The organism is Streptomyces virginiae (assembly GCF_000720455.1).
Lineage (GTDB): Bacteria > Actinomycetota > Actinomycetes > Streptomycetales > Streptomycetaceae > Streptomyces > Streptomyces virginiae.
Genome location: NZ_JOAK01000012.1, coordinates 209,249 through 228,730 on the forward strand (window position 1 = coordinate 209,249; position 19,482 = coordinate 228,730).

Here is a 19,482-nt window from a genome sequence, read left to right on the forward strand (position 1 = left end):
GAAACCTAGACGGGATGTAGGTCAGTGAGTGTCCTATTTCGCTGGCAACCTGGATCACATGACCGACACACCGGCACGGCTGCTGTCCCTGCTGTCCCTCCTCCAGACCCCGCGCGAGTGGCCCGGGAGCGAGCTGGCGGAGCGGCTGCGGGTGAGTTCGCGGACCATCCGGCGCGACATCGAGCGGCTGCGTGAGCTCGGCTACCCGGTGGAGGCCACTCTCGGCGCCGAGGGCGGATACCGGCTGGTGGCGGGTGCGGCGATGCCGCCGCTGCTGCTCGACGACGAGGAGGCCGTCGCCATCGCGGTCGGGCTGCGGGCGGGGGCCGGGCACGCGATCGAGGGGGTCGAGGAGGCCTCCGTACGCGCTCTGGCGAAGCTGGAGCAGGTCCTTCCGTCGCGGCTGCGGTACCGGGTGGGGGCGCTGCAGTCGGCCACGATCGCGCTGACGCGCGGGGACGGGGCCAGCGTGGACCCGCGGACGCTGACGACCATGGCGTCGGCGGTGGCGGGGCCGGAGCGGCTGCGGTTCGCCTACCGGGCGCGGGACGGGGCCGAGTCACGGCGGCTGGTGGAGCCGTACCGGCTCGTCAGTACGGGCAGCCGGTGGTACCTGGTCGCCTACGACATGGAGCGGGAGGACTGGCGGACCTTCCGGGTGGACCGGGTGGCCGAGGCCTTCGCGACGGGCGCCCGGTTCGCACCGCGGGAGCTGCCGATGGACGCGCAGGAGTTCGTCCGGCGGGGGCTCGGCTCGCACGGCGCGCAGACGTACGCGGTGGAGGTCGCCTTCGAGGCGGGGGCCGCGGAGCTGCCGGAGTGGCTGAGGGCGGCCGCGGCGCCGGGCGGGGGGACGCCGACCGTGGTCCGATTCGACAGCAGGGACGCGCCGGAGTGGCTCGCGGCCCGGCTGGCGCTGACGGGCCTGCCCTTCACGGTGCGGGAGCCGAGTTCCTTGGCGGAGGCGGCTCGGCTGCTGGGGGCGCGCCTGAGCGGAGCCGGCTCTTTCCGGGCGGCTGACGGCTAGGGCGTGCCTTTCGGACCTTGCCGGATCGGGCCGGACGGACAGGGGGAGCCCCGGCGCCTGGGGGGGATAGGCACCGGGGCTCGTTCAGGGGGCTCGACGGCGGACGGTCAGGCGACCGCGTCGAAGCCGGTGTCGTGCGCCATCCGCTTGAGCTCCAGCAGGGCGTGCTTCTCGATCTGGCGGATCCGCTCGCGGGTCAGGCCGTGCTGCTTGCCGACCTCCGTCAGGGTCCGCTCACGGCCGTCGTCGATGCCGTACCGCATCTTGATGATCGACGCGGTGCGCTGGTCGAGCTTGCCGAGCAGGTCCTCCAGCTCCTCGCTGCGCAGCAGCGAGAGCACGGACTGCTCGGGGGAGATCGCCGAGGTGTCCTCCAGGAGGTCGCCGAACTGCGTGTCGCCCTCGTCGTCCACCGACATGTTCAGGCTGACCGGGTCGCGCGCCCAGTCCAGTACGTCGCCGACGCGCTTCTCCGTCGTGTCCAGCTCGGCGGCGATCTCGGCGTGCTCGGGGTCGCGGCCGTTCTCGCGGTTGAACTCGCGCTGGATCCGTCGGATCCGGCCGAGCTCCTCGACCAGGTGGACGGGGAGGCGGATGGTGCGGGACTGGTCGGCGATGGACCGGGTGATCGCCTGGCGGATCCACCACGTGGCGTACGTGGAGAACTTGAAGCCCTTGGTGTAGTCGAACTTCTCCACGGCGCGCACCAGGCCGGCGTTGCCCTCCTGGATCAGGTCGAGGAGGGGCAGGCCGCTGCGCGGATAGCGGCGGGCGACGGCGACGACGAGGCGGAGGTTGGAGCGGATGAAGACTTCCTTGGCCCGCTCCCCTTCGGCGGCCAGCGCCTCCAGTTCCTCGCGGGTGGGGGTGTCCCCGTCGCGCTCTATCGCGCCTTCGAGGATCTGCCGGGCGTAGACACCGGCCTCGATGATCTGGGAGAGCTCCACTTCCCTGGCGGCGTCGAGGAGCGGGGTGCGCGCGATCTCGTCCAGGTACATGCCGACCAGGTCGCGGTCTGCGATCTCCCCGCCCACAGCGCGTGCGCTGCTCGTGGACTGACGGCGGGCGACGGCGCGGGTTGCCATGCGTGCTCCCTTGCGATGAGTTCGGTCGCGGTGCGGCTGCCGGACGGCCACCGGTGGTGCGGTGGTGCGCCCTCGGACACTCTCCCGAGTGCCCGCTTCCGAAGGAAACAACGACTGGAAACGGGACAGAATTCCCACGCTGATCCCTCTTTTCCGAGATCTTGCAGTATCCTGCCCCGCCACGAGAGGGAGCCGGATCACGCGGAACCTCGAAGAGGTGCAGGTCAGACCGGGAACGGGGGCCGATCCGACGTCGCCCACGGACCCGTGAGGGTCACCGGTCCGTGAGACGGCCGTCACGCTCGGCGCACCGTGTTCACTCCGGAACAGCGCCGCTCTTGGCTGCACTCTGCCCCTGAAGACGACCTCCACCGGCTTCTGGTTGCCTGGACACCCGTTCGGGTGAGCCTCGGGCATATTTCGCCGGCATGGGACGCGTCCTCCGTGGCGTCGAGGGCGTCGACGAGTCGATCACCGGCGCCCTGAAGGACACCCGCTAGCCGAACTGGAGGCTGCGCTTCGACAGGCCCATCCAGAAGCCTTCCACCGGGTCGCGGCGGGCCGTGAGGTCACCGGCGGCTTCGGCCGCGCCGAGGGTGACGAAGAGCGGGGCGAAGTGTTCCGTACGGGGGTGGGCCAGGCGGCCGGAGGGGGACTTGGCCTCGAAGTCGAGCAGCGAGTCCAGGTCGCCGGCGGCCAGCGCCTCGTGGCCCCACGCGTCGAACTCCGCGGACCAGGCGGGGACGCCCGGGCCCGTGTGGCGCAGTGCGGCCAGGTTGTGGGTGAAGAAGCCGCTGCCGACGATGAGGACGCCCTCGTCGCGCAGGGGGGCGAGCTTGCGGCCGATGTCCATCAGGCGGCGCGGGTCCAGCGTCGGCATGGATATCTGGAGGACCGGTATGTCGGCCTCCGGGAACATCTCCACGAGCGGGACGTACGCGCCGTGGTCCAGGCCGCGGTCCGGGATGTCCTGGACGGGGGTGCCGGGGGCCCGCAGCAGCGCCCGGACCGAGGCGGCGAGCTCCGGGGCGCCCGGGGCGTCGTAGCGGACCCGGTAGTAGTGCTCGGGGAAGCCCCAGAAGTCGTAGACCAGCGGGGCGGGTTCGGTGGCGCCGAGGGCCAGGGGGGCCTCCTCCCAGTGGGCGGAGACCATGAGGATCGCCGTGGGGCGGGGCAGGCCGGCCGACCAGGCGGACAGCTCGCCCGGCCAGACCGGGTCGTCCGCGAGCGGCGGCGCACCGTGGCTGAGGTACAGCGCCGGCATGCGCGTCCCTCCGGTGGCCGTGGGGGCCTGTGCTGCGGGGGCCGGGGTCATGGGGGCGCTCCTCCGTCGTCGTACAGGGCTGCCTCGAAAAGACTAACCCCGCTTGGTTCAAATTTGAACCAAGCGGGGTGTCCAGTCATTCCCGCGGACCTGCGGCCGGGGTCAGTGGGCGATCACCGGGATCTTGAACTCGGCGTCCTCGGCGGAGCCGGACCCGGAGGCCACCGGGTCGCCCGCACCCGGACGGCCGGTGTTGATCAGCGTCAGGGCGATGGCCGCGCTGGCGGCCAGGATGCCGACCGCCCACCAGATGGCGGAGGCGTAGCCCTCGACCATGGCCTGCGCCTGCACCAGCTGGGCAGCGGCGCCGCCGCCGGCGGCCTCGGCCGCGTGGTCGGTCAGGTACGCCGTGGTGGCCGAGGCGGCGATGGTGTTCAGCAGCGCCGTACCGATGGCGCCGCCGACCTGCTGCGAGGTGTTGACCATGGCGGAGGCGACACCGGCGTCGGCCGGGTTCACCCCGTGCGTGGACAGGGACATGGCCGGCATGAAGGCCGTGCCCATGCCGAGGCCGAGCAGCAGCTGCGCCGGCAGGATCAGCGCCGGGTACGAGGAGCCGACCTCCAGCTGGGTCAGCAGCAGCATGCCGGCGGCTGCGACCAGGAAGCCCGGGCCCATCAGCAGGCGCGGTGCGACGCGGGTCATCAGGCGGGCGCCGATCTGGGTGGAGCCCAGGATCATGCCCGCGATCATCGGCAGGAAGGCGAAGCCGGTCTTGACGGGCGAGAAGCCCTTCACGACCTGGAGGTAGTAGGTGAGGAAGAGGAACAGGCCGAACATCGCGATGACGGCCAGGCCGAGCGAGAGGTAGACACCGCCGCGGTTGCGCTCCAGCAGGACGCGCAGCGGCAGCAGCGGGGACTTCACCTTGGACTCGACGAAGACGAACGCCGCCAGGAGGAGGGCCGAGGCGATGAACATGGCAACGGTCACCGTGTCCGACCAGCCGGCCGACTCGGCGCGGGTGAAGCCGTACACGAGGGCCACGAGACCGGTGGTGGACAGGACCACGCCGGGGATGTCCAGCGGGGCGCGGTTGCGGGAGCCGGCGGGCTCGCGGATGACCATCCAGGCGCCCACGGCCGCGACGATCGCGAACGGGATGTTGACGAAGAAGGTCCAGCGCCAGTTGAGGTACTCGGTGAGGAAGCCGCCGAGGATCAGGCCGACGGCGCCGCCGCCGCCCGCGATCGCGCCGTAGATGCCGAAGGCCTTGGCGCGCTCCTTGGCGTCGGTGAACATCACCGCGAGCAGGGAGAGGGCCGCCGGTGCGAGCAGCGCGCCGAAGGCACCCTGCAGGGCGCGGGCGCCGAGCATCATGGCCTCGCCGTTCGCGGCGCCGCCGAGCGCGGAGGCCAGGGCGAAGCCGATGAGACCGACGACGAAGGCGTTCTTGCGGCCCCACTTGTCGGCGATGCGGCCGCCGAAGAGGAGCAGTCCGCCGAAGGCCAGTGCGTACGCGGTGATGACCCACTGGCGGTTGCCGTCGGAGATGCCGAGGTCGGTCTGGGCCGAGGGCAGGGCGATGTTCACGATGGTCGCGTCGAGGACCACCATCAGCTGGGCCAGGGCTATGAAGACGAGCGCCTTCCAGCGGCTGGGATCGGCAGCCGACGGGGATGTCGCGGCTGTTTTCGGCATGGGGATACCCACTTCACTGTGCGGAATGACTGAAAAAGGCTAGTTCGTAAGCTTTGGCGGTGTCACATGGTTTTCAGCGTCAGATCTTCCAAAGTGGCTGCCGAACCGGGGAGTTCGGAACGGGCCGGGGCCCGCAGCCCGTCGAGGAAGAGCTGGAGGTGGCGGTGGGCGAAGCTGTCGGTGTCGAAGCAGGCGGTGCCCGGGAGGGGGCGGCTGAGCTGGGACAGGGCGACCATCAGGTCGCCGGCGCCGATGTCCGCGCGGACCAGTCCGGCCTCCTGGCCGGCGGCCAGCAGGGTCTCGACGGCAGCCGCCAGGGCCGTGCTCGCCGCGAGGAGTTCGGGGTGGTCGCGGTCGAAGCCGTCGGCGAGCATCGGGCACAGGGCGCCGATCCGCTCGTCGGCGGCGGCGTGCGTGAACCGGCACAGCGCGGCGAAGGCGTCGGGCTCCTCGGCGAGGGAGGCCTCGGCCGAGGCCGTGACCCGCTCCGTGGTGAAGAGCACGACGTGGTGGACGAGGGTCTCGCGGTCGGGGAAGTGCCGGTAGAGGGTGGCGTTGCCGATGCCCGCCCGGCGGGCCACCTCGTCGAGGGGGGCCGACGAGCCGAATTCGACGAAGGCCTCGCGGGCCGCCGCCAGGATCCGCTCGCGGTTGCGGACGGCGTCGGCGCGCGGCCGAGGCACGGCGCCCTCGCGGGAGGCGCGGGAGCGGCCGGACTCCGGGGCCGCCGGTTCCACGGCCGCCTTCGGGGCGGGCGGGGCCGCCACGGCGGTCGTGGTGGGGCGCTTCATCGCGGGGCCTCCCTGGGGCGGTGACGAGCGGATCGGACGTACGGACCGGCCCACCAAACGGGGAGCCGTTCCCCGCTTGGCGGGACTCACGTACAAACGGGGAACCGCTCCCCGGTTATTTCACCCCTCCGTGTGAGCCGGGTCACGCTGTCGAGGGCCGCCCGTCACCGTTTGGCCTCTTCCGACGCGCGGGCGCGGCGCGCCCGGCGGAGGGTGAGCGCACAGGGCGCAGACCGGACAGGGCCGGCTGCCGCGGACCCGAAGGCGATCTCCATGACGCAGACCCGCCACCGGATACGCAGACCACGCCTCACCGGCGCGTACATCGGCCTGACCGCGCTGGCGATCGGCGTCACCGCGACCGCGAGCACGGGGATATCCGGCCGCGGCCAGTCCGCGGCCGGACCGGTGGCCACGACCGTCGAATCGGCGCTCGCGCCGTGCCGGATCGCCGGGACGATGGGTGTGCAGATGTCCGAGGGCATGCCGACCCCGCCCGGGTACTCGCGCTCGACGGGAGAGGTCCGGGCGCTGAACCTGATGATCGACTTCCCCGACGCCAAGGGCGAGGGCACGGCCCTGGACCGGCTGGCGGAGTTCTTCCCCCAGACCTCCGACTGGTTCCGCACCAGCTCCTACGGCCGGCTGGCCTACCGGGCCGAGGCGCCGATAAGGACCTGGCTGCGGATGCCGATGCCCTTCGCGGCGTACGGGATCGAGCGCGGGTCCTCCTACGAGCCGGGCTACCGGCAGCTCGTCGAGCACATCGCGAAGGCCGCCGACGCCGAGGTGGACTTCAGCCGGTACGACCTGATCAACATCCTGGTCACCCCGAACGCCGGGCCCTCCGCCCTGGACACCGTCCTGTCGGTGACCTTCTCGGGCAACGGCGAGGCGCCGATGGCGGACGGGGTCCCGCTGTCCAACACGTCCTTCGTCTACAGCCGGCAGGACGACGGCTCGGGCACCTACCGGGAGACCGGCTACCGGGTGCTCCCGCACGAGAACGGGCACGTCTTCGGGCTGCCCGACCTCTACACCTCCGACGGCGGGAACACGGTCGGGCACTGGGACATCATGAGCGAGGACTGGGGTGCCAACAACGACCTGATGGGCTGGCACAAGTGGAAGCTGGGCTGGCTGGACAGCACGCAGATCTCCTGCGCGTCGAAGTCGGGCACCAGCGACCACGTCCTGACGCCGCTGGCGGTGGAGGGCGGCATGAAGCTGGCCTTCGTCCCGCTGTCGGAGAGCGTCGGGTACGCCGTGGAGGTGCGGACCCGGGCCGGCAACGACGAGGCCGTCTGCAGGCCCGGCGTCCTCGTCTACAAGGTGGACTCCGACGTGGACACCGGCCACGGGCCGGTGACCGTCTCGGACAGCTCGGGCGCGAGCGGCGGCTGTACGCGCCGGCCCAACGTGCACGCCGAGCTGTCGGACGCGCCGTTCCGGCCGGGTGAGACCTTCACCGACGACAAGGCCGGCATCAGCATCTCGGTGGTGGGCGAACTGCGCGACGGCAGCTACCAGATCCGCGTCACCCGCCCGTAACGCCCTCCCGGGGGTACGGATCGCGCTCCGGAGCCGGGGCCACGCCAGGCGTGGCCCCGGCTCCTCGGCATGCCCGCGGCCGGAAGGTACGTGGTCCACGCAACTAAGCTTTGGCTAAAGCCGGTTCGTGCATGCTGGTTAAATTCCGGACGCCTGGCGACGGTATGTCCGTTATGCAGACATCCTTCCGGAATCGGCGTTGGTAGCTTCCCCATAAGCGATCGTCGGAGGGGGGCCGGCTTTCCGAGCCGTACGGCGGACCGCTCCTCCTGACCCGCATCACTTACGGGACGTTCATGAGGAGTGACCACCCCATGTCGATGAAGACCACCATGCGCATCACCCTGGCCACCGCGACCACCTTCGCGGCGCTGGGCGTCGCCGCCCCGCAGGCCGCCGTGGCCGACACCCCCGGGCGCCATTTCACCGTCGCCTCCCAGGCCTCGGCCTCGACCCAGAGCCTCGTGGCGGCGAACGCGCAGGCGGCCGCAGCGGGCGCCACCGCCTGCGGCGCCGGCTACACCGAGATCATCCTGGCGGAGCGGCTGCCGAGCGCCACCACCCGCTACGCCACGGTGTACGTCTACACCAACGGCCAGGAGTCCGGCCCGCGGATCTACGACAAGCCGACCTGCGCCGTGCTCCACAACGAGACCGGCTCGGCCCAGTACATGGGTGTCCGCCTGAAGGACAACTACACCGACACCCCGGACACCGAGGACTTCGGCACCTTCTCGTCCTACGCCGGCCCCGTCTACCAGAACAAGGGCTGGTGCGGCCAGGTGTACTCGTACATGAAGAAGTCCGGCAAGGTCGTCGTCGACCACCTGCGCGGCGTCGGCTCCTGCAACTGACCGCAGCGACGCCTTTCGACCCGCCACCACCCGGCACCTCCGTCCCGGCGCTCCGCCGGCCGGGAGACCGGGCCCTCCGGCGTGCAGCGATCTGACATGAGCATCACAACTCTGGCCCCGGTGTCCGTCCCCGGGCCCGGTCGGATCCTGCCGCCGGCTCCACCGCGAGAGAGCGAAGAGTGAACCGAAGTAGCCTGAGGCGTGCGCGGATACCCGTGACCGCCGCCATCACCCTGTCCCTGGCCGCCGGCGTCTCGACGTCGCAGGCCTTCTCGGCCCCGGCGCCGACCCCGCCCACGAACGCGAGGGCCGACCCGGCCGCCCCCGCCACCGGCGCCGAGGCGCCCAAGCCCGAGGCCGTTCCGGAGAAGGACCGCTCCGCGACCCTCGGGAAGGACTACCGCGGGTCCAAGGACCGCGCGTGGACCACGTCCGGCGACGGCACGGGCTTCCACGTCCTGCTCGCCGACGAGAAGGACGGCTACAAGTGGCGCACCGCCGCCACGCTGGCCGAGCCCGGCTTCGACACCGACACCTGGATCGGCAACGCCTGTCTGACCCAGTCCGGTACGCACGCCGCCGTCGCGTACGCGCCGCGCACCTTCACCAACAAGCCGGAGCTCATGGCGCGCGGTGCCTTCACCGCGATCGTCGACCTGAAGACCGGTCAGGTGACCAAGCTGCCCGTGCAGGCCAGCCTCGGCTACTTCTCCCCGGGCTGCGGCACGGGCGACACGGCCGTCTTCTCGCAGTTCGCGGACGAGACGGCCCCGAAGAACGAGACGCGCCTCGTCACGATCGACGCCCCGACGGCCAAGTCCGACATCCTGACCGTGCCCGGCCAGGTCACCTCGGCCATCCCGGTGGGCGGCGAGATCGTCGCCGCCCAGGGTCCGACCCTGGTCAAGGTGTCCAAGGGCGCCGGGGTCCGGCCGATCAAGAAGACCTCGGCCGTCCCGTTCCAGCTGATGGCGGACGCCGAGGGCGGCGTCACCTACATCGACCGCGTCCAGCCCGGCGCCAAGAACGCCGGCAAGCCCGGCAGCGGCCTGCTCGCCCCCTCGGCGAAGGGCGGCCCCGCCGCCCCCGAGCCCACGGGCGAGGTCAGCCGGATCACCGCGGACGACGTGAAGAAGGCCGACGGCACGGCCGCGGGCACCCAGGTGGCCACCGGCCGGCTGGAGGCCTTCGACCTGGCCCGCACCCCGTCCGGCACCGTCTTCGTCACCGGTACGGCCACCACCACCGGCAGCCTGCCGGGCACGGTGAAGAACCCGGGCGGCCTCGCCAAGGACTCCTCGGTCTCCAGCGAGGGCCAGGCCTCCGTCATGACCCGCTGGGCCGACGGCAAGGACTCCCGCCTGCGCCCCGAGGACGCGCTGAGCGCCCGCGCCGCGCGCACCTCGGTCAAGGCACTGGACACGGGCAGGACCGTCGAGCTCGACGCCCTCCCGACCTCGGACCCGATCGGCGGCGAGAAGTCCCTCAAGGACGGCCAGGCCACCTCCCCCGCCCTGGAGAACGCCGCGGGCGGTTCGGCCCCGGCCCCGAAGCCGGCCGCCAAGAACGCCCCCTCCGCCGTCTCCTCGGCAGCGGCGGCGGCTCCGGCCAACGACACCGTCGACGCGGACCGCTACTGCTCCGTCCCGCGCAACGACCCCCGCAAGCAGGCCTTCCAGCCGACGCCGCGGCAGGTCGAGTGGGCGGTCAACCAGACCGTCATCGGCCAGCTCAACAAGGGCGCCAGCCGTCCGGCGAACTGGAAGAACACGGGCATGGCGGCGTACGCGCCGCAGTCCCTCTTCCCGCTCACGGTGCTGGACGGCGACCCCAACGGCACTCCGGACCGCGGTGACGAGTGGCACGTGCCCTCGCAGGTGATGCTGGGCATCACCGCGCAGGAGTCCAACATGTGGCAGGCCACGCGCTACGCCGTGCCGGGTGTCACCGCCAACTCGCTGATCGGCAACTTCTACGGCGTCAAGTACGCCTCCAACGGCCAGCAGCAGGACCCGTGGGCCATCGACTGGGCGGACGCCGACTGCGGTTACGGCATCACCCAGGTGACCGACGGCATGCGCGTGCACGGCAAGGAGAAGAAGGACGAGAAGCCCAAGACGGCCGTCCAGCAGGAGGCCGTGGCCCTCGACTACGCCGCCAACATCGCCTCCGGCGTCAACATCCTGATCGAGAAGTGGAACTCCACCCGCCGTGACGGGCTGGTCATCAACGACGGCCACCCGAAGTGGATCGAGAACTGGACGTACGCCCTCTGGGCCTACAACGCCGGCTACCACCCGAAGTCGACCGCCGGCGCCAACAGCGGCAAGTGGGGCGTGGGCTGGACCAACAACCCGGCGAACCCGCTGTGGAAGGCGAACCGGACCCCGTTCCTGGAGGACGCGCTGGGCAACAGCGCCTACTACCACGCGGCCAGTCCGCAGCACTGGCCGTACCAGGAGAAGGTGATCGGCTGGGCGGCCCGCCCGATCGAGGCCATGGAGAAGCCGGGCAAATTCGGCGCCGGCTTCCGCGAGGCCTGGTGGCTCAACCCGGGTGACCGCACCCGCGCGATGCCCCCGATCGGGCTGTTCTGCGACGCCTCCAACGACTGCGACAAGTCGAAGATCGGCGAGAGCGACTCGAACAAGACCGGCCAGGGTGCCTGCCTGCTCCCGGGTGACCCGGACACCAAGAACCCGCTCTACCTGAAGTGCTGGTACAACAAGCCGGCCACGTGGAAGAACTGCAAGGACGCCCAGTGCGGCACCCCGGTGCACCGGTTCAACGACACCTACCCCGAGCAGCCTGACGAGGCCTCGTACCCGCCGCGCTGCACCATCGGCCTGCCCGAGGGCACGCTCATCGTCGACGACATGCCGAACGGCGCCTATCCGGCGGGCGGGGCGCGCAACTGCGCCAACGCCGAGTCGGCCGGATCGTTCCAGTTCACCTTCAGCGGGTCGGGCGGGGTCTACCCGAGCAAGATCGACACGCACCAGATCGGCGCGGGCTTCCGCAACCACTTCTGGTTCACGCACACGCGTGACAAGGACACCGCCGAGGGCGCCAGGCTGGCCGCGTCCGGTACCTGGACGCTGAACAAGCCCAACCGCGGCTGGATGCGCGTCTGGGTCCACATCCCGGACCACGGGGCGCACACGCGCCAGGCCTCCTACCAGGTCAAGGGGACCGACTCCAGCAGCCCGGTGCGCGTGCAGCCGCAGCGGGTGCTGGAGAACAAGTGGGCCGACCTCGGCGTGTTCAACTTCGTCAACACGCCCCAGGTCATCCTCGACAGCCACTCCCGCGACGGTGACGGCAGCGAGGACATCGCCTGGGACGCCGTCGGCTTCCAGCCGCTCGGCGCCAAGCCGGCGAACTTCGTGGTCGCCATGGGTGACTCGTACTCCTCCGGCGAAGGCGCCTCCGTCTCGGGCGGCGGCGACTACTACAAGGAGACGGACCTCCTCGGCAAGGACGAGAAGCTCCGCAACGCCTGCCACCGCTCGAAGCACGCGTGGTCGCGTCAGGCCACCCTGCCAGGGCACTCCAAGTCGATCGGCGCCATGTCGGACGACCGTGACGGCAACATGGACTACCACCTGGTCGCCTGCTCCGGCGCGCAGACGGAGAACATCCTCTCCGCCAACGACCAGGTCGGGCCGGTGAAGGGCGCCAAGAACGCCGAGGGCCAGTCCGGTCAGTCCTCCTACGGCGAGCTCCCGCAGCTGGACAAGGGCTACCTGGACCAGAACACCACCCTGGTGACGATGTCGATCGGTGGCAACGACGCCCGCTTCACGGACGTCATCACCGAATGCATGATCATGGCCGGTCTCAAGAACTGCCAGGACGCCGAGCTCAGCGACCAGTCGGAGCCCCTCAGGATCACGGAGCCGCGGCTGATCAAGGAGAAGGTGCGGCCCTCGATCGTCACCACGCTGAAGGAGATCGCAGAGAGGGCACCCAAGGCCAAGATCGTGCTGATGGGTTACCCCAAGCTCCTCGAGGGCGAGGTCTGCGTCCCGGGCATCCACAAGGAGGAGCAGCCCTGGGTCAACAGCATCGGCGCACTGCTCACCGAGCAGATGGCCGGCGCCGCCGCCGACGCCCGGGCAGCCGGTGTGAAGGCATGGTTCTCCGACCCCACTGCCGCGTTCAAGGGCCAGGGGATCTGCGGTAGCCCCGAGACGATCCACGGCATCGTCACGGACAAGACCCCGGGCGACAAGGACGACCTCAAGCCTTCCGCCCAGTCCTTCCACCCCAAGATCGCCGGCGCCAGGCTGTACGCCAACTCCCTGCAGAGCACGCTCAACAGTCCGGAAATGAAGTAACAGCCTCCGGCTGAAGGGGCCCTGAGTATCCGTACTCAGGGCCCCTGACCGTTCCTCTGAAAGGCTTCCCCCATGGACAAGACCTACCGGGCGGTCGGGGCCCTCGTCGTCGGCGCCTTCACCGGGTGGCTGGCGCTCGGCCTGTGGGAGTGGGCCGACGGCGAGCAGAAGCGCAGCTGCGCGAACGACACGGCGGTCTGCGTCACCCCGTATCCGCTGATCGGCATCGGCCTGTGGGTGGTGCTGGCCGTGGTGGTCCTCGCCGTCGCCCTGCCCCTGCTGGGGGTGCGGCCGCGCAAGACGGTGACGGTGGCCGCCTTCTCCCTCCAGGCGTACGCGATCGCGATCCTCGGTTCCCTCGCGCCCCGCGACGTGCCCGCCACGGACGCCCCGAACCTGATCGCCCTGGCGCTCGGTCCGGCGCTCGTCGCCGTCTGCACGGTGCCGGGGTGGCGCCAGGCCGGTTTCATCGCCACCGCCGTGCTGGTGGTGGCGGCGTTCATCACGCTGGGTGTCCTGGACGGGTTCTAGGGGGTGTCTCGCCGACACCGATGGGCCCCCGCTTCGCGCGGGGGCCCATCGGTGTTTCCGCAGGCCGCCGGGAGGGTCAGCGGCCCGTGGCTCTGGGCCAGAAGGCGTCCAGCCAGACGAGGGTGTCCCGCATGACGTAGTGGTCGGCGTTCGGGCGCAGCGCGGAGAGCAGGAAGGAGCGTGCGCCCTCGGAGGGCACCCCGAGGACGGTGAGCCGGGGGTCCGGGGTGCCGTCCGGGGCGACGGGGTGGAACTGCGGGGTCAGGTCGAGGCCGCCCGGCCGGAAGACCTCGCCGTCCGCCGACTCGTTGCACCACAGCCGCACCAGGCCCCGGTCGAGGAGGTTGCGGTAGAGCGGCAGGACGTCGAGCCGCGGGTCGAAGCCGTGCATGCGGGCCTCGACCAGGACGTCGACGGGCCGGGACAGGCCGGTGTGCGGGCCTTCGACCACGGTCTTCCCGGTGGCCTCGTCGAGCCGGGCGCGCGCTCCCGGTCCGGCACCGACGTCGAGCAGCCCGCAGTCGACGAGGGCGGCCATCTTCGCCATGATCTCGGCCGCGGCCCCGTTCGCCAGCCGGTTGTGGTGGCGAACGTAGGTCCCCAGGAAGTGGCGCTGGGAGGCGGGGGTCAGGCCCGCGTGGTCCACGGCGTACGAGATGACGTGGCGCAGGTCGCGCCAGACGCCGTCGGCGGCGGCCTTGTGGGGGTTCCTCAGGTTGCCCTGCCGGGCCCACAGCTGGTCGCGGGCCATGAACGCGGCGACGGACGCGCGGAACTCCTCGGGCGAGGCGCCGGGCGGGACCGGTGAGACGGCGCGGTGCCAGTCGAAGCGGTTGCCGTGGAGGTAGGTCTCCAGCCCCCATGCGGAGTCGAGGGGGTCGGTGACCGGGCCGGGCGGCAGGGACCGGTCGACGCACCGGCGGACCTCGGCCTCGGCCGAGGGCCCGTACACGGTCCTCGTCCAGTGCAGCAGCACGTCGCGGACCGGCCAGGACACGGTGGCCTGGGCCCCGAACAGCGCGCACTTGCCGCGCAGTACGCCCTCCAGGACGTCGGCGATCTCGTCCACGGCGCGTTCCAGCGGGGCGGTCAGGGCGCCGGGCCCGTCGGCGGGCGTGCCGGTCACGAAGGCCAGGTAGCCGGGGAGCGCGCGCTGGGTCAGCAGCAGCGCGGCGGCGGGGCCGAAGAGGGTGACGTAGTGCAGGTGGGCCATCTCCAGGACGACCAGCGGCAGGAGGTCTCGTTCGAAGTCCAGCTGCCGGCGGCCGGTGGCGTCGCCGCCCGGCGGCCGGCCGGCGTGGGCGCGCAGCTGGTCGACGGCCTCGCGCGTCAGGAAGGTGCCGGGGTGGTCGCCGCCGCCGTCGCTGGGCTTGTGGTTGTCGGGGCGGGCGAAGGTGAACAGGCCGGAGCCGCTGAACGCCACGACGGCCGCGGGCTCCCGGCCGGAGGGCCGGTAGACCAGGCGCGGGCCGTCCTGGTGGAAGGTGCCGCCGCGGCCCTCGGTGAGGTGCAGGACCGTGTCGATGGCGGTGAGGCCCATGCCGGCGCAGCCGACGACCGTGTCCGGCCCGCAGCTGTCGGCGTCGAGCTCCTCCTCCAGCGGGTACGGGTGGGGTACGTGGCGGGTCGCGCCGCCGGCGGCCGGGCGGTCCGCGGCGGAGCGGCCCGGGTCGTGGTACGAGTGGCCCGTCAGCAGGAGCACCTCGTCGGCGGTGCGGCGGCCGCCGTCGGCGGTGACGACCTCCAGCCGGTCGCCGGCGGCGGGGGCGATGTCCACGACCTCGGCGTGGTGCAGGTGGAGTTCGGCGCCGGGGTGGCGGCGCAGGTCCGCGGCGAAGGCGTCGAACATGTCGCGCAGGGCCAGTCCGTGGACGTAGCGCTTGGGCCAGTCCTCGGGGCCGAGGTCGAAGTCCGGGTCGCCGGTCTCCTCGAAGCGGCGGCGGCACCACTGGTGCAGGGTGGGCCGCTCGGCGGGCGGGCGCAGCGGTCCGGCGCCGGTCACCGTCTCGTCGGCGGCGAAGCCCACCTGGGCGCCGATGCGGTTGAGGTAGCTGGTGCGTGCCTGGTCGGGGGCGTGCGCGCGGCCGGCGCCGAACGCGCCGGTGCGTTCGTAGAGGTGGACCTCCAGGCGGTGCCCCTCCCCCAGCCGGTCGATCGTCGCCGACAGCCGCTCCAGGGCGTACGTGGCCCTGGGCCCGCCACCCACCACGGCGAGCCGGTAGGGCTCGGGCGTTGCCGCGGGTCGGCCGGATGCGTCAGCTCGGGGGGTGGTCACGGGCACCTCATTCAGGGGTCGGAGGAGATCTGCCGGGGCGCGGGGCCGGCCGGCCCGTCGGTCGCGGGCGGTCCGGCCGCCGGCCGTCGGTGGCGGGCCGTCGGCCGAGGCGGTCAGCCGCGGGCCGTCAGGATCCGGGTGAGCGCGGCGAGGAAGCGGTCGATGTCCCGCTGCGTCATCTGCCCCATCGTGGAGAGCCGGAAGAAGTCCGCCGCCAGCTGTTCCTGGGCGCTGTAGATGACGAAGCCCTCCGCGCGCAGCCCGCCGTGCAGCTCGGCGTAGCCGCAGCCGGCCGGGATGCGGACGGCGGTCAGGGAGGCGGCCCGCTGCTCCGGCGGGAGCAGGATCTCCAGGCCGAGCGTCTCCAGGCCGTCGCGCAGCCGCCGGGCGAGGGCGGTGTAGCGGGCGTGGCGGGCCTCCCAGCCTTCTGCGAGGGCCAGGTCGAGGGCGGCGTCGAAGGCGTAGAAGCCGGGGATGGCCGGGGTGAACGCGGGGGCCTGGGCCTTCTCCTGGGCGGCGTAGTGCCGGTGCAGGTCGAGGTAGTAGCCGCGGCGGGGGTGGCCCGCCAGGGCTTCGAAGGAGGTCCTGGCGGCGCTGACGAAGCCGAGGCCGGGGGCGCCTTCGAGGCACTTGTTGGCGGAGCCCGCCAGCCAGTCGACGCCGTCGGCGGCCAGGGAGATGCGTTCGGCGCCGATGCTGCTGACGGCGTCCACGACGACCTCGCGGCCGTGGGCGTGGGCGATCCGGGTCACGGCGGCGACGTCGTTGAGCATGCCGCTGCTGGTCTCGTGGTGGACCACGCCGACGTGGGTCAGGCCGGGGTCCGCGGCCAGCGCCCGGTCGACGGCGTCGAGGTCCACGGGCGTGGCCCAGCCCAGTTCGAGCCGGTGAGCGCGGATGCCGTGGGCGTCCGCGATGTGCCGGAACCGTTCGCCGTAGTGCCCGTTGTCGATGACCAGCAGGCCGCCGCCGTGGGGCACGGCCGAGCTGACGGCGGCCTCCACCGCGGCGGTGCCCGAGCCGGTGAGGACGACGGAGGTGTGCCGCCCGTCGCCGCCCGCGGCGAGGGTGGTCTTGTGCCGGACGCGGGTGAGGAGGTCGGAGAACTCCGGCTCGCGGTGGCACATGTCGGGTCCGGCGAGCGCCGCGCGCACCCGGTCGTCGGTGATGACGGGGCCGGGGTTCATCAGGACGAGGCGCTCCGGGCGCGGCGCCGTGCTGTCGTTCATCGGGCGATCGCTTCCTTGAATCGGGCCGCCGAGGCGGGCGGGGCGAGGGCCGGGCGGCCGAGGTTCGGGTCCGATCCGGGGGCGATGCGGACGCGGACCAGGTGCGCGCCGCCGTCCTGTTGTGCGCGCAGGACGGCGGCGCGCAGGGCGTCGGCGTCGCGCACGTCGTGGGTGGACCGGTAGCCGCAGGCCGCGGCGATCCCCGCGAAGTCCACCCCGGCGGAGGCGGTGGGCTGCCCGCCGGTGGATTCGTAGGACTCGTTGTCCAGCAGGAGGTGGCACAGGTCGGTGCCGGAGTGGCGGCCGATGGTGGCCATGGCCTCCAGCCGCATCAGGGCCGCGCCGTCGCCGTCGAGTACGGCGACCCTGCGGTCGGGGGTGTTCAGGGCGACGCCGAGGGCCACGCTGGAGGCGCAGCCCATGGAGCCGACGACGTACAGGTTCTGCGGGCGGTCCCAGTCGCGTTCCAGTTCCCGGGCCGTCTTGCCGGTGGTGGCGACGAGCAGGGTGTCGGGGTCCATGGCGGAGACGATGTGGCCGATCGCCTCGGCCCGCTTCATCAGCGGCGGGCCGGCGGCCGGGGCGGGGGCCGCGGCGGCGGCCTCGTAGGGGGCGACGGCCCCCTTGGGCACGATGAACGCGAAGGGCAGTCCGGTGGTGTCCATGTGCCCGGCGGCCACGTCGAGGCGCTCGGCGAGGAGCGCGGGGTCGTCGGGGAGCACCTCGTTGCGCACGCCCATGGACGTCAGCATGTCCTGGGTGATCCGGCCCATCAGCTCGTGCTGCGGCTCGTCGGGGCGGCCGGGGCGGCCGCGCCAGGTGACCAGGAGCAGGACCGGCAGGCGCAGGGTGTGGCAGAGGGAGGTCAGCGGGTTGACGGTGTTGCCGAGGCCGGAGTTCTGGAGGATGACCACCGGGCGGCGCCCGGCGAGGACGGCGCCGGCGGCCAGGGCCACGGCCTCGCCCTCGTTGGCCGCGATGACGTACTCCTGCGGGTGTTCGGCTTCCAGGCAGGAGATGACCGGGCCGAGGAAGGAGCAGGGCACGCCGGTGAACGGGCCGTGCCCGTGTTCCCTGAGCAGTTCGACCAGGGTGCGCGCCTGGAGGGCTCCGGTGCTCACTGGCCGCCCTCCCGGGTGGCGAACAGCTCGGTGGCGCGGGCGATGTCCTGCGCGGTCCGCAGTTCCAGCCAGCCGGAGCCGATCTCGACCGCGCCGACCCGGTGTCCGGCGGCGAGCAGGTCGGTGAGCAGGTCGGCCAGCGTGCCCTCGGTGCCGTCGGCGCGGCGCTTCTCGGCGACCTGGCGCAGTGCGGCGAAGCCCTGGGCGGAGAAGGCCGCGGCGCCGGCGAACTCGCCGTCCGCCTCGGGGCCGGCGACGGCGAGGACCTCGCTGCCGGAGGCGCCGCCGAGCCGGCGGCCGCCGCGGGCCGTGGAGTCCAGGGTCAGCGGCAGGGCGTCGGCGCGGCGCTCGACGCCGGGTCCGTCGGACACGTCGACGAGGACGGCGATGTCGCCGCCCGCCGCGAGGAGGCGGCGCAGCGGCTCGCCCTCGACGAAGACGTCGCCGGAGACCAGCACGGTGCCGCTCAGGGCGTCGTCGTCCAGGGCGAGTACGGCGCCGGTGGCGTCGGCCTGGGCGGGCAGGAGCGTGACGTCCTGCGGGGCCCGTGCGGCGTCGTCGCCCGCGGTGGCGGACACCGACTCGATGTCCGCCCGGCGCAGTGCGGCGCTCTGCTCGGCGAGCAGGCCGGCGGCGGGGGCGGTGGGCCGGCCGGGGACCACGACGGCCCGGGCGCGGCCGGCGTACGGGGTGATGAACTCGGCCTCGTGGCGCTTCTGGAGGGGCATGCCCTGGAGGTCGAACACGGTGGACAGGGGGGCGATCCGGTCCTCGATGCCGGTGGTGCGGTCGTCGCGCAGGATCGAGGCGAAGGTCTCGGTGACGGCGGCGATGCCCGCGCGCAGACCGTGGTTGGCGTAGATGACCATCTTGGCGCCGGCTTCGGCCAGTTCGGTGGCGGTGATGGTGTGGTAAGTGGTGGGGACGACGACCACGGGGGTGGGCAGGGTCCAGCGTTCGAGGAAGCGCAGGACCGGCTCCGGGGAGGTGCCCTTGGCGTGGATCAGTACGGCGTCCGCGCCGGCGGCCGCGTAGGCCTCGCCGCGGCGCAGTGCCTCGTCCATGCCCCATCCCGCGATGAGGGCCTCGATCCGGGCGATGACCATGAGGTCCGGGGTGGTCTGGGCGGCCTTGGCGGCGCGCAGCTTGCCGCAGAACTCGGCGATGGGGGCCAGTTCCTGACGGCCCGGGATGAAGCTGTTGACCTTCGGGAACCGCTTGTCCTCGATGGACACGCCGGCGATCCCGGCCGCCTCGTAGCGGCGGATCATGTTCATGACGTTGTGGGCGTTGCCGTAGCCGGCGTCGCAGTCGGCGACGACGGGGACGTCGACGGCGGCCGCCAACGAGGTGGCGGTGGCGAGGAGTTCGCTCATGGTCAGGATGTCGGTGTCGGGGACGCCCTGGGAGGCGGAGACCTCCAGACCGCTCGACCAGACGCCGTCGAAGCCGGCCCGCTCGGCGAGGCGCGCACCGAGCGGGTTGTGCGCGCCGATGATGCGTACGGTGCCCGGGCGGGCGAAGAGGTCGCGGAGCTGCCGGGCTCCGGTCGTCCTGTGGTCCCCGCGTGCCTCTGTCGTCCCAGTAGTCATGCCGATTCTCCTGTTGTCCGCATTCGTGCGTGAGGGGGCGCAGCATCATCGGGGCGGCCCACATAATGCAATTGCCGGTAATTCAAATTGGTCGGGGTGGAGGGAGGTGCCGGATATGCGG

At 72.3% G+C, this 19,482-nt stretch carries 13 protein-coding genes; 5 read left to right on the forward strand and 8 right to left on the reverse strand.

The features are described from left to right. Positions 1–58 precede the first annotated feature (58 nt). Complete coding sequence (locus tag IG86_RS0119850) at positions 59–1,027, forward strand: helix-turn-helix transcriptional regulator (protein WP_030827295.1); 969 nt, start codon at positions 59–61, stop codon at positions 1,025–1,027. 107 nt (positions 1,028–1,134) lie between these two features. Here IG86_RS0119850 and IG86_RS0119855 read toward each other — a convergent pair whose 3' ends face one another. The 4 genes from IG86_RS0119855 to IG86_RS0119870 all read right to left on the reverse strand — a co-directional run bounded on the left by IG86_RS0119855 (position 1,135) and on the right by IG86_RS0119870 (position 5,868). Continuing rightward, entirely contained in the window at positions 1,135–2,112 is a 978-nt protein-coding gene (locus tag IG86_RS0119855) for a sigma-70 family RNA polymerase sigma factor (protein WP_030827293.1), read from the reverse strand. A gap of 496 nt (positions 2,113–2,608) precedes the next feature. After that, entirely contained in the window at positions 2,609–3,427 is an 819-nt protein-coding gene (locus IG86_RS0119860; protein ID WP_045936442.1) for a dioxygenase family protein, read from the reverse strand. Positions 3,428–3,538: 111 nt separating this feature from the next. Then, the gene (locus IG86_RS0119865) at positions 3,539–5,077 is read right to left on the reverse strand and encodes an MFS transporter (protein WP_030898390.1); all 1,539 of its coding nucleotides are present in this window, start codon (positions 5,075–5,077) and stop codon (positions 3,539–3,541) included. A gap of 62 nt (positions 5,078–5,139) precedes the next feature. Further along, on the reverse strand, positions 5,140–5,868 hold the full coding sequence (locus IG86_RS0119870) for a TetR/AcrR family transcriptional regulator (protein WP_078848149.1): 729 nt from the start codon (positions 5,866–5,868) through the stop codon (positions 5,140–5,142). A gap of 273 nt (positions 5,869–6,141) precedes the next feature. Here IG86_RS0119870 and IG86_RS0119875 point away from each other — a divergent pair, with 273 nt between their 5' ends. From IG86_RS0119875 to IG86_RS0119890, 4 genes are all read left to right on the forward strand, one after another. Further along, complete coding sequence (locus IG86_RS0119875; RefSeq protein WP_030827283.1) at positions 6,142–7,419, forward strand: M6 family metalloprotease domain-containing protein; 1,278 nt, start codon at positions 6,142–6,144, stop codon at positions 7,417–7,419. Between the two features lie 314 nt (positions 7,420–7,733). Then, positions 7,734–8,273 carry a hypothetical protein gene (locus tag IG86_RS0119880; protein ID WP_234316007.1) on the forward strand — a complete coding sequence of 180 codons (540 nt, stop codon included), beginning with the start codon at positions 7,734–7,736 and terminating at the stop codon, positions 8,271–8,273. 215 nt (positions 8,274–8,488) lie between these two features. Next, complete coding sequence (locus IG86_RS0119885; protein ID WP_234316008.1) at positions 8,489–12,613, forward strand: golvesin C-terminal-like domain-containing protein; 4,125 nt, start codon at positions 8,489–8,491, stop codon at positions 12,611–12,613. Between the two features lie 72 nt (positions 12,614–12,685). Continuing rightward, positions 12,686–13,144, forward strand: a complete 459-nt coding sequence (locus tag IG86_RS0119890; protein ID WP_030827274.1) for a hypothetical protein — start codon at positions 12,686–12,688, stop codon at positions 13,142–13,144. A gap of 76 nt (positions 13,145–13,220) precedes the next feature. Here the strand turns inward: IG86_RS0119890 and IG86_RS0119895 are convergent, their stop codons facing one another. From IG86_RS0119895 to IG86_RS43955, 4 genes are all read right to left on the reverse strand, one after another. Next, positions 13,221–15,419, reverse strand: coding sequence for an FAD/NAD(P)-binding protein (locus IG86_RS0119895; RefSeq protein WP_045936443.1), 2,199 nt, complete (start codon positions 15,417–15,419; stop codon positions 13,221–13,223). A 113-nt stretch (positions 15,420–15,532) separates the two neighbouring features. Next, positions 15,533–16,648, reverse strand: a complete 1,116-nt coding sequence (locus tag IG86_RS0119900) for a 2-aminoethylphosphonate aminotransferase (protein WP_030827268.1) — start codon at positions 16,646–16,648, stop codon at positions 15,533–15,535. Further along, positions 16,645–17,769 (reverse strand): phosphonopyruvate decarboxylase, encoded by a 1,125-nt coding sequence (gene aepY, locus IG86_RS0119905; RefSeq protein ID WP_030827265.1) that lies wholly within the window; start codon positions 17,767–17,769, stop codon positions 16,645–16,647. The genes IG86_RS0119900 and aepY overlap by 4 nt, the downstream gene beginning before the upstream one ends. Continuing rightward, on the reverse strand, positions 17,766–19,361 hold the full coding sequence (locus IG86_RS43955) for an isocitrate lyase/phosphoenolpyruvate mutase family protein (RefSeq protein WP_045936444.1): 1,596 nt from the start codon (positions 19,359–19,361) through the stop codon (positions 17,766–17,768). Before IG86_RS43955 ends, aepY begins: the two co-directional genes overlap by 4 nt. Positions 19,362–19,482: the final 121 nt, after the last annotated feature.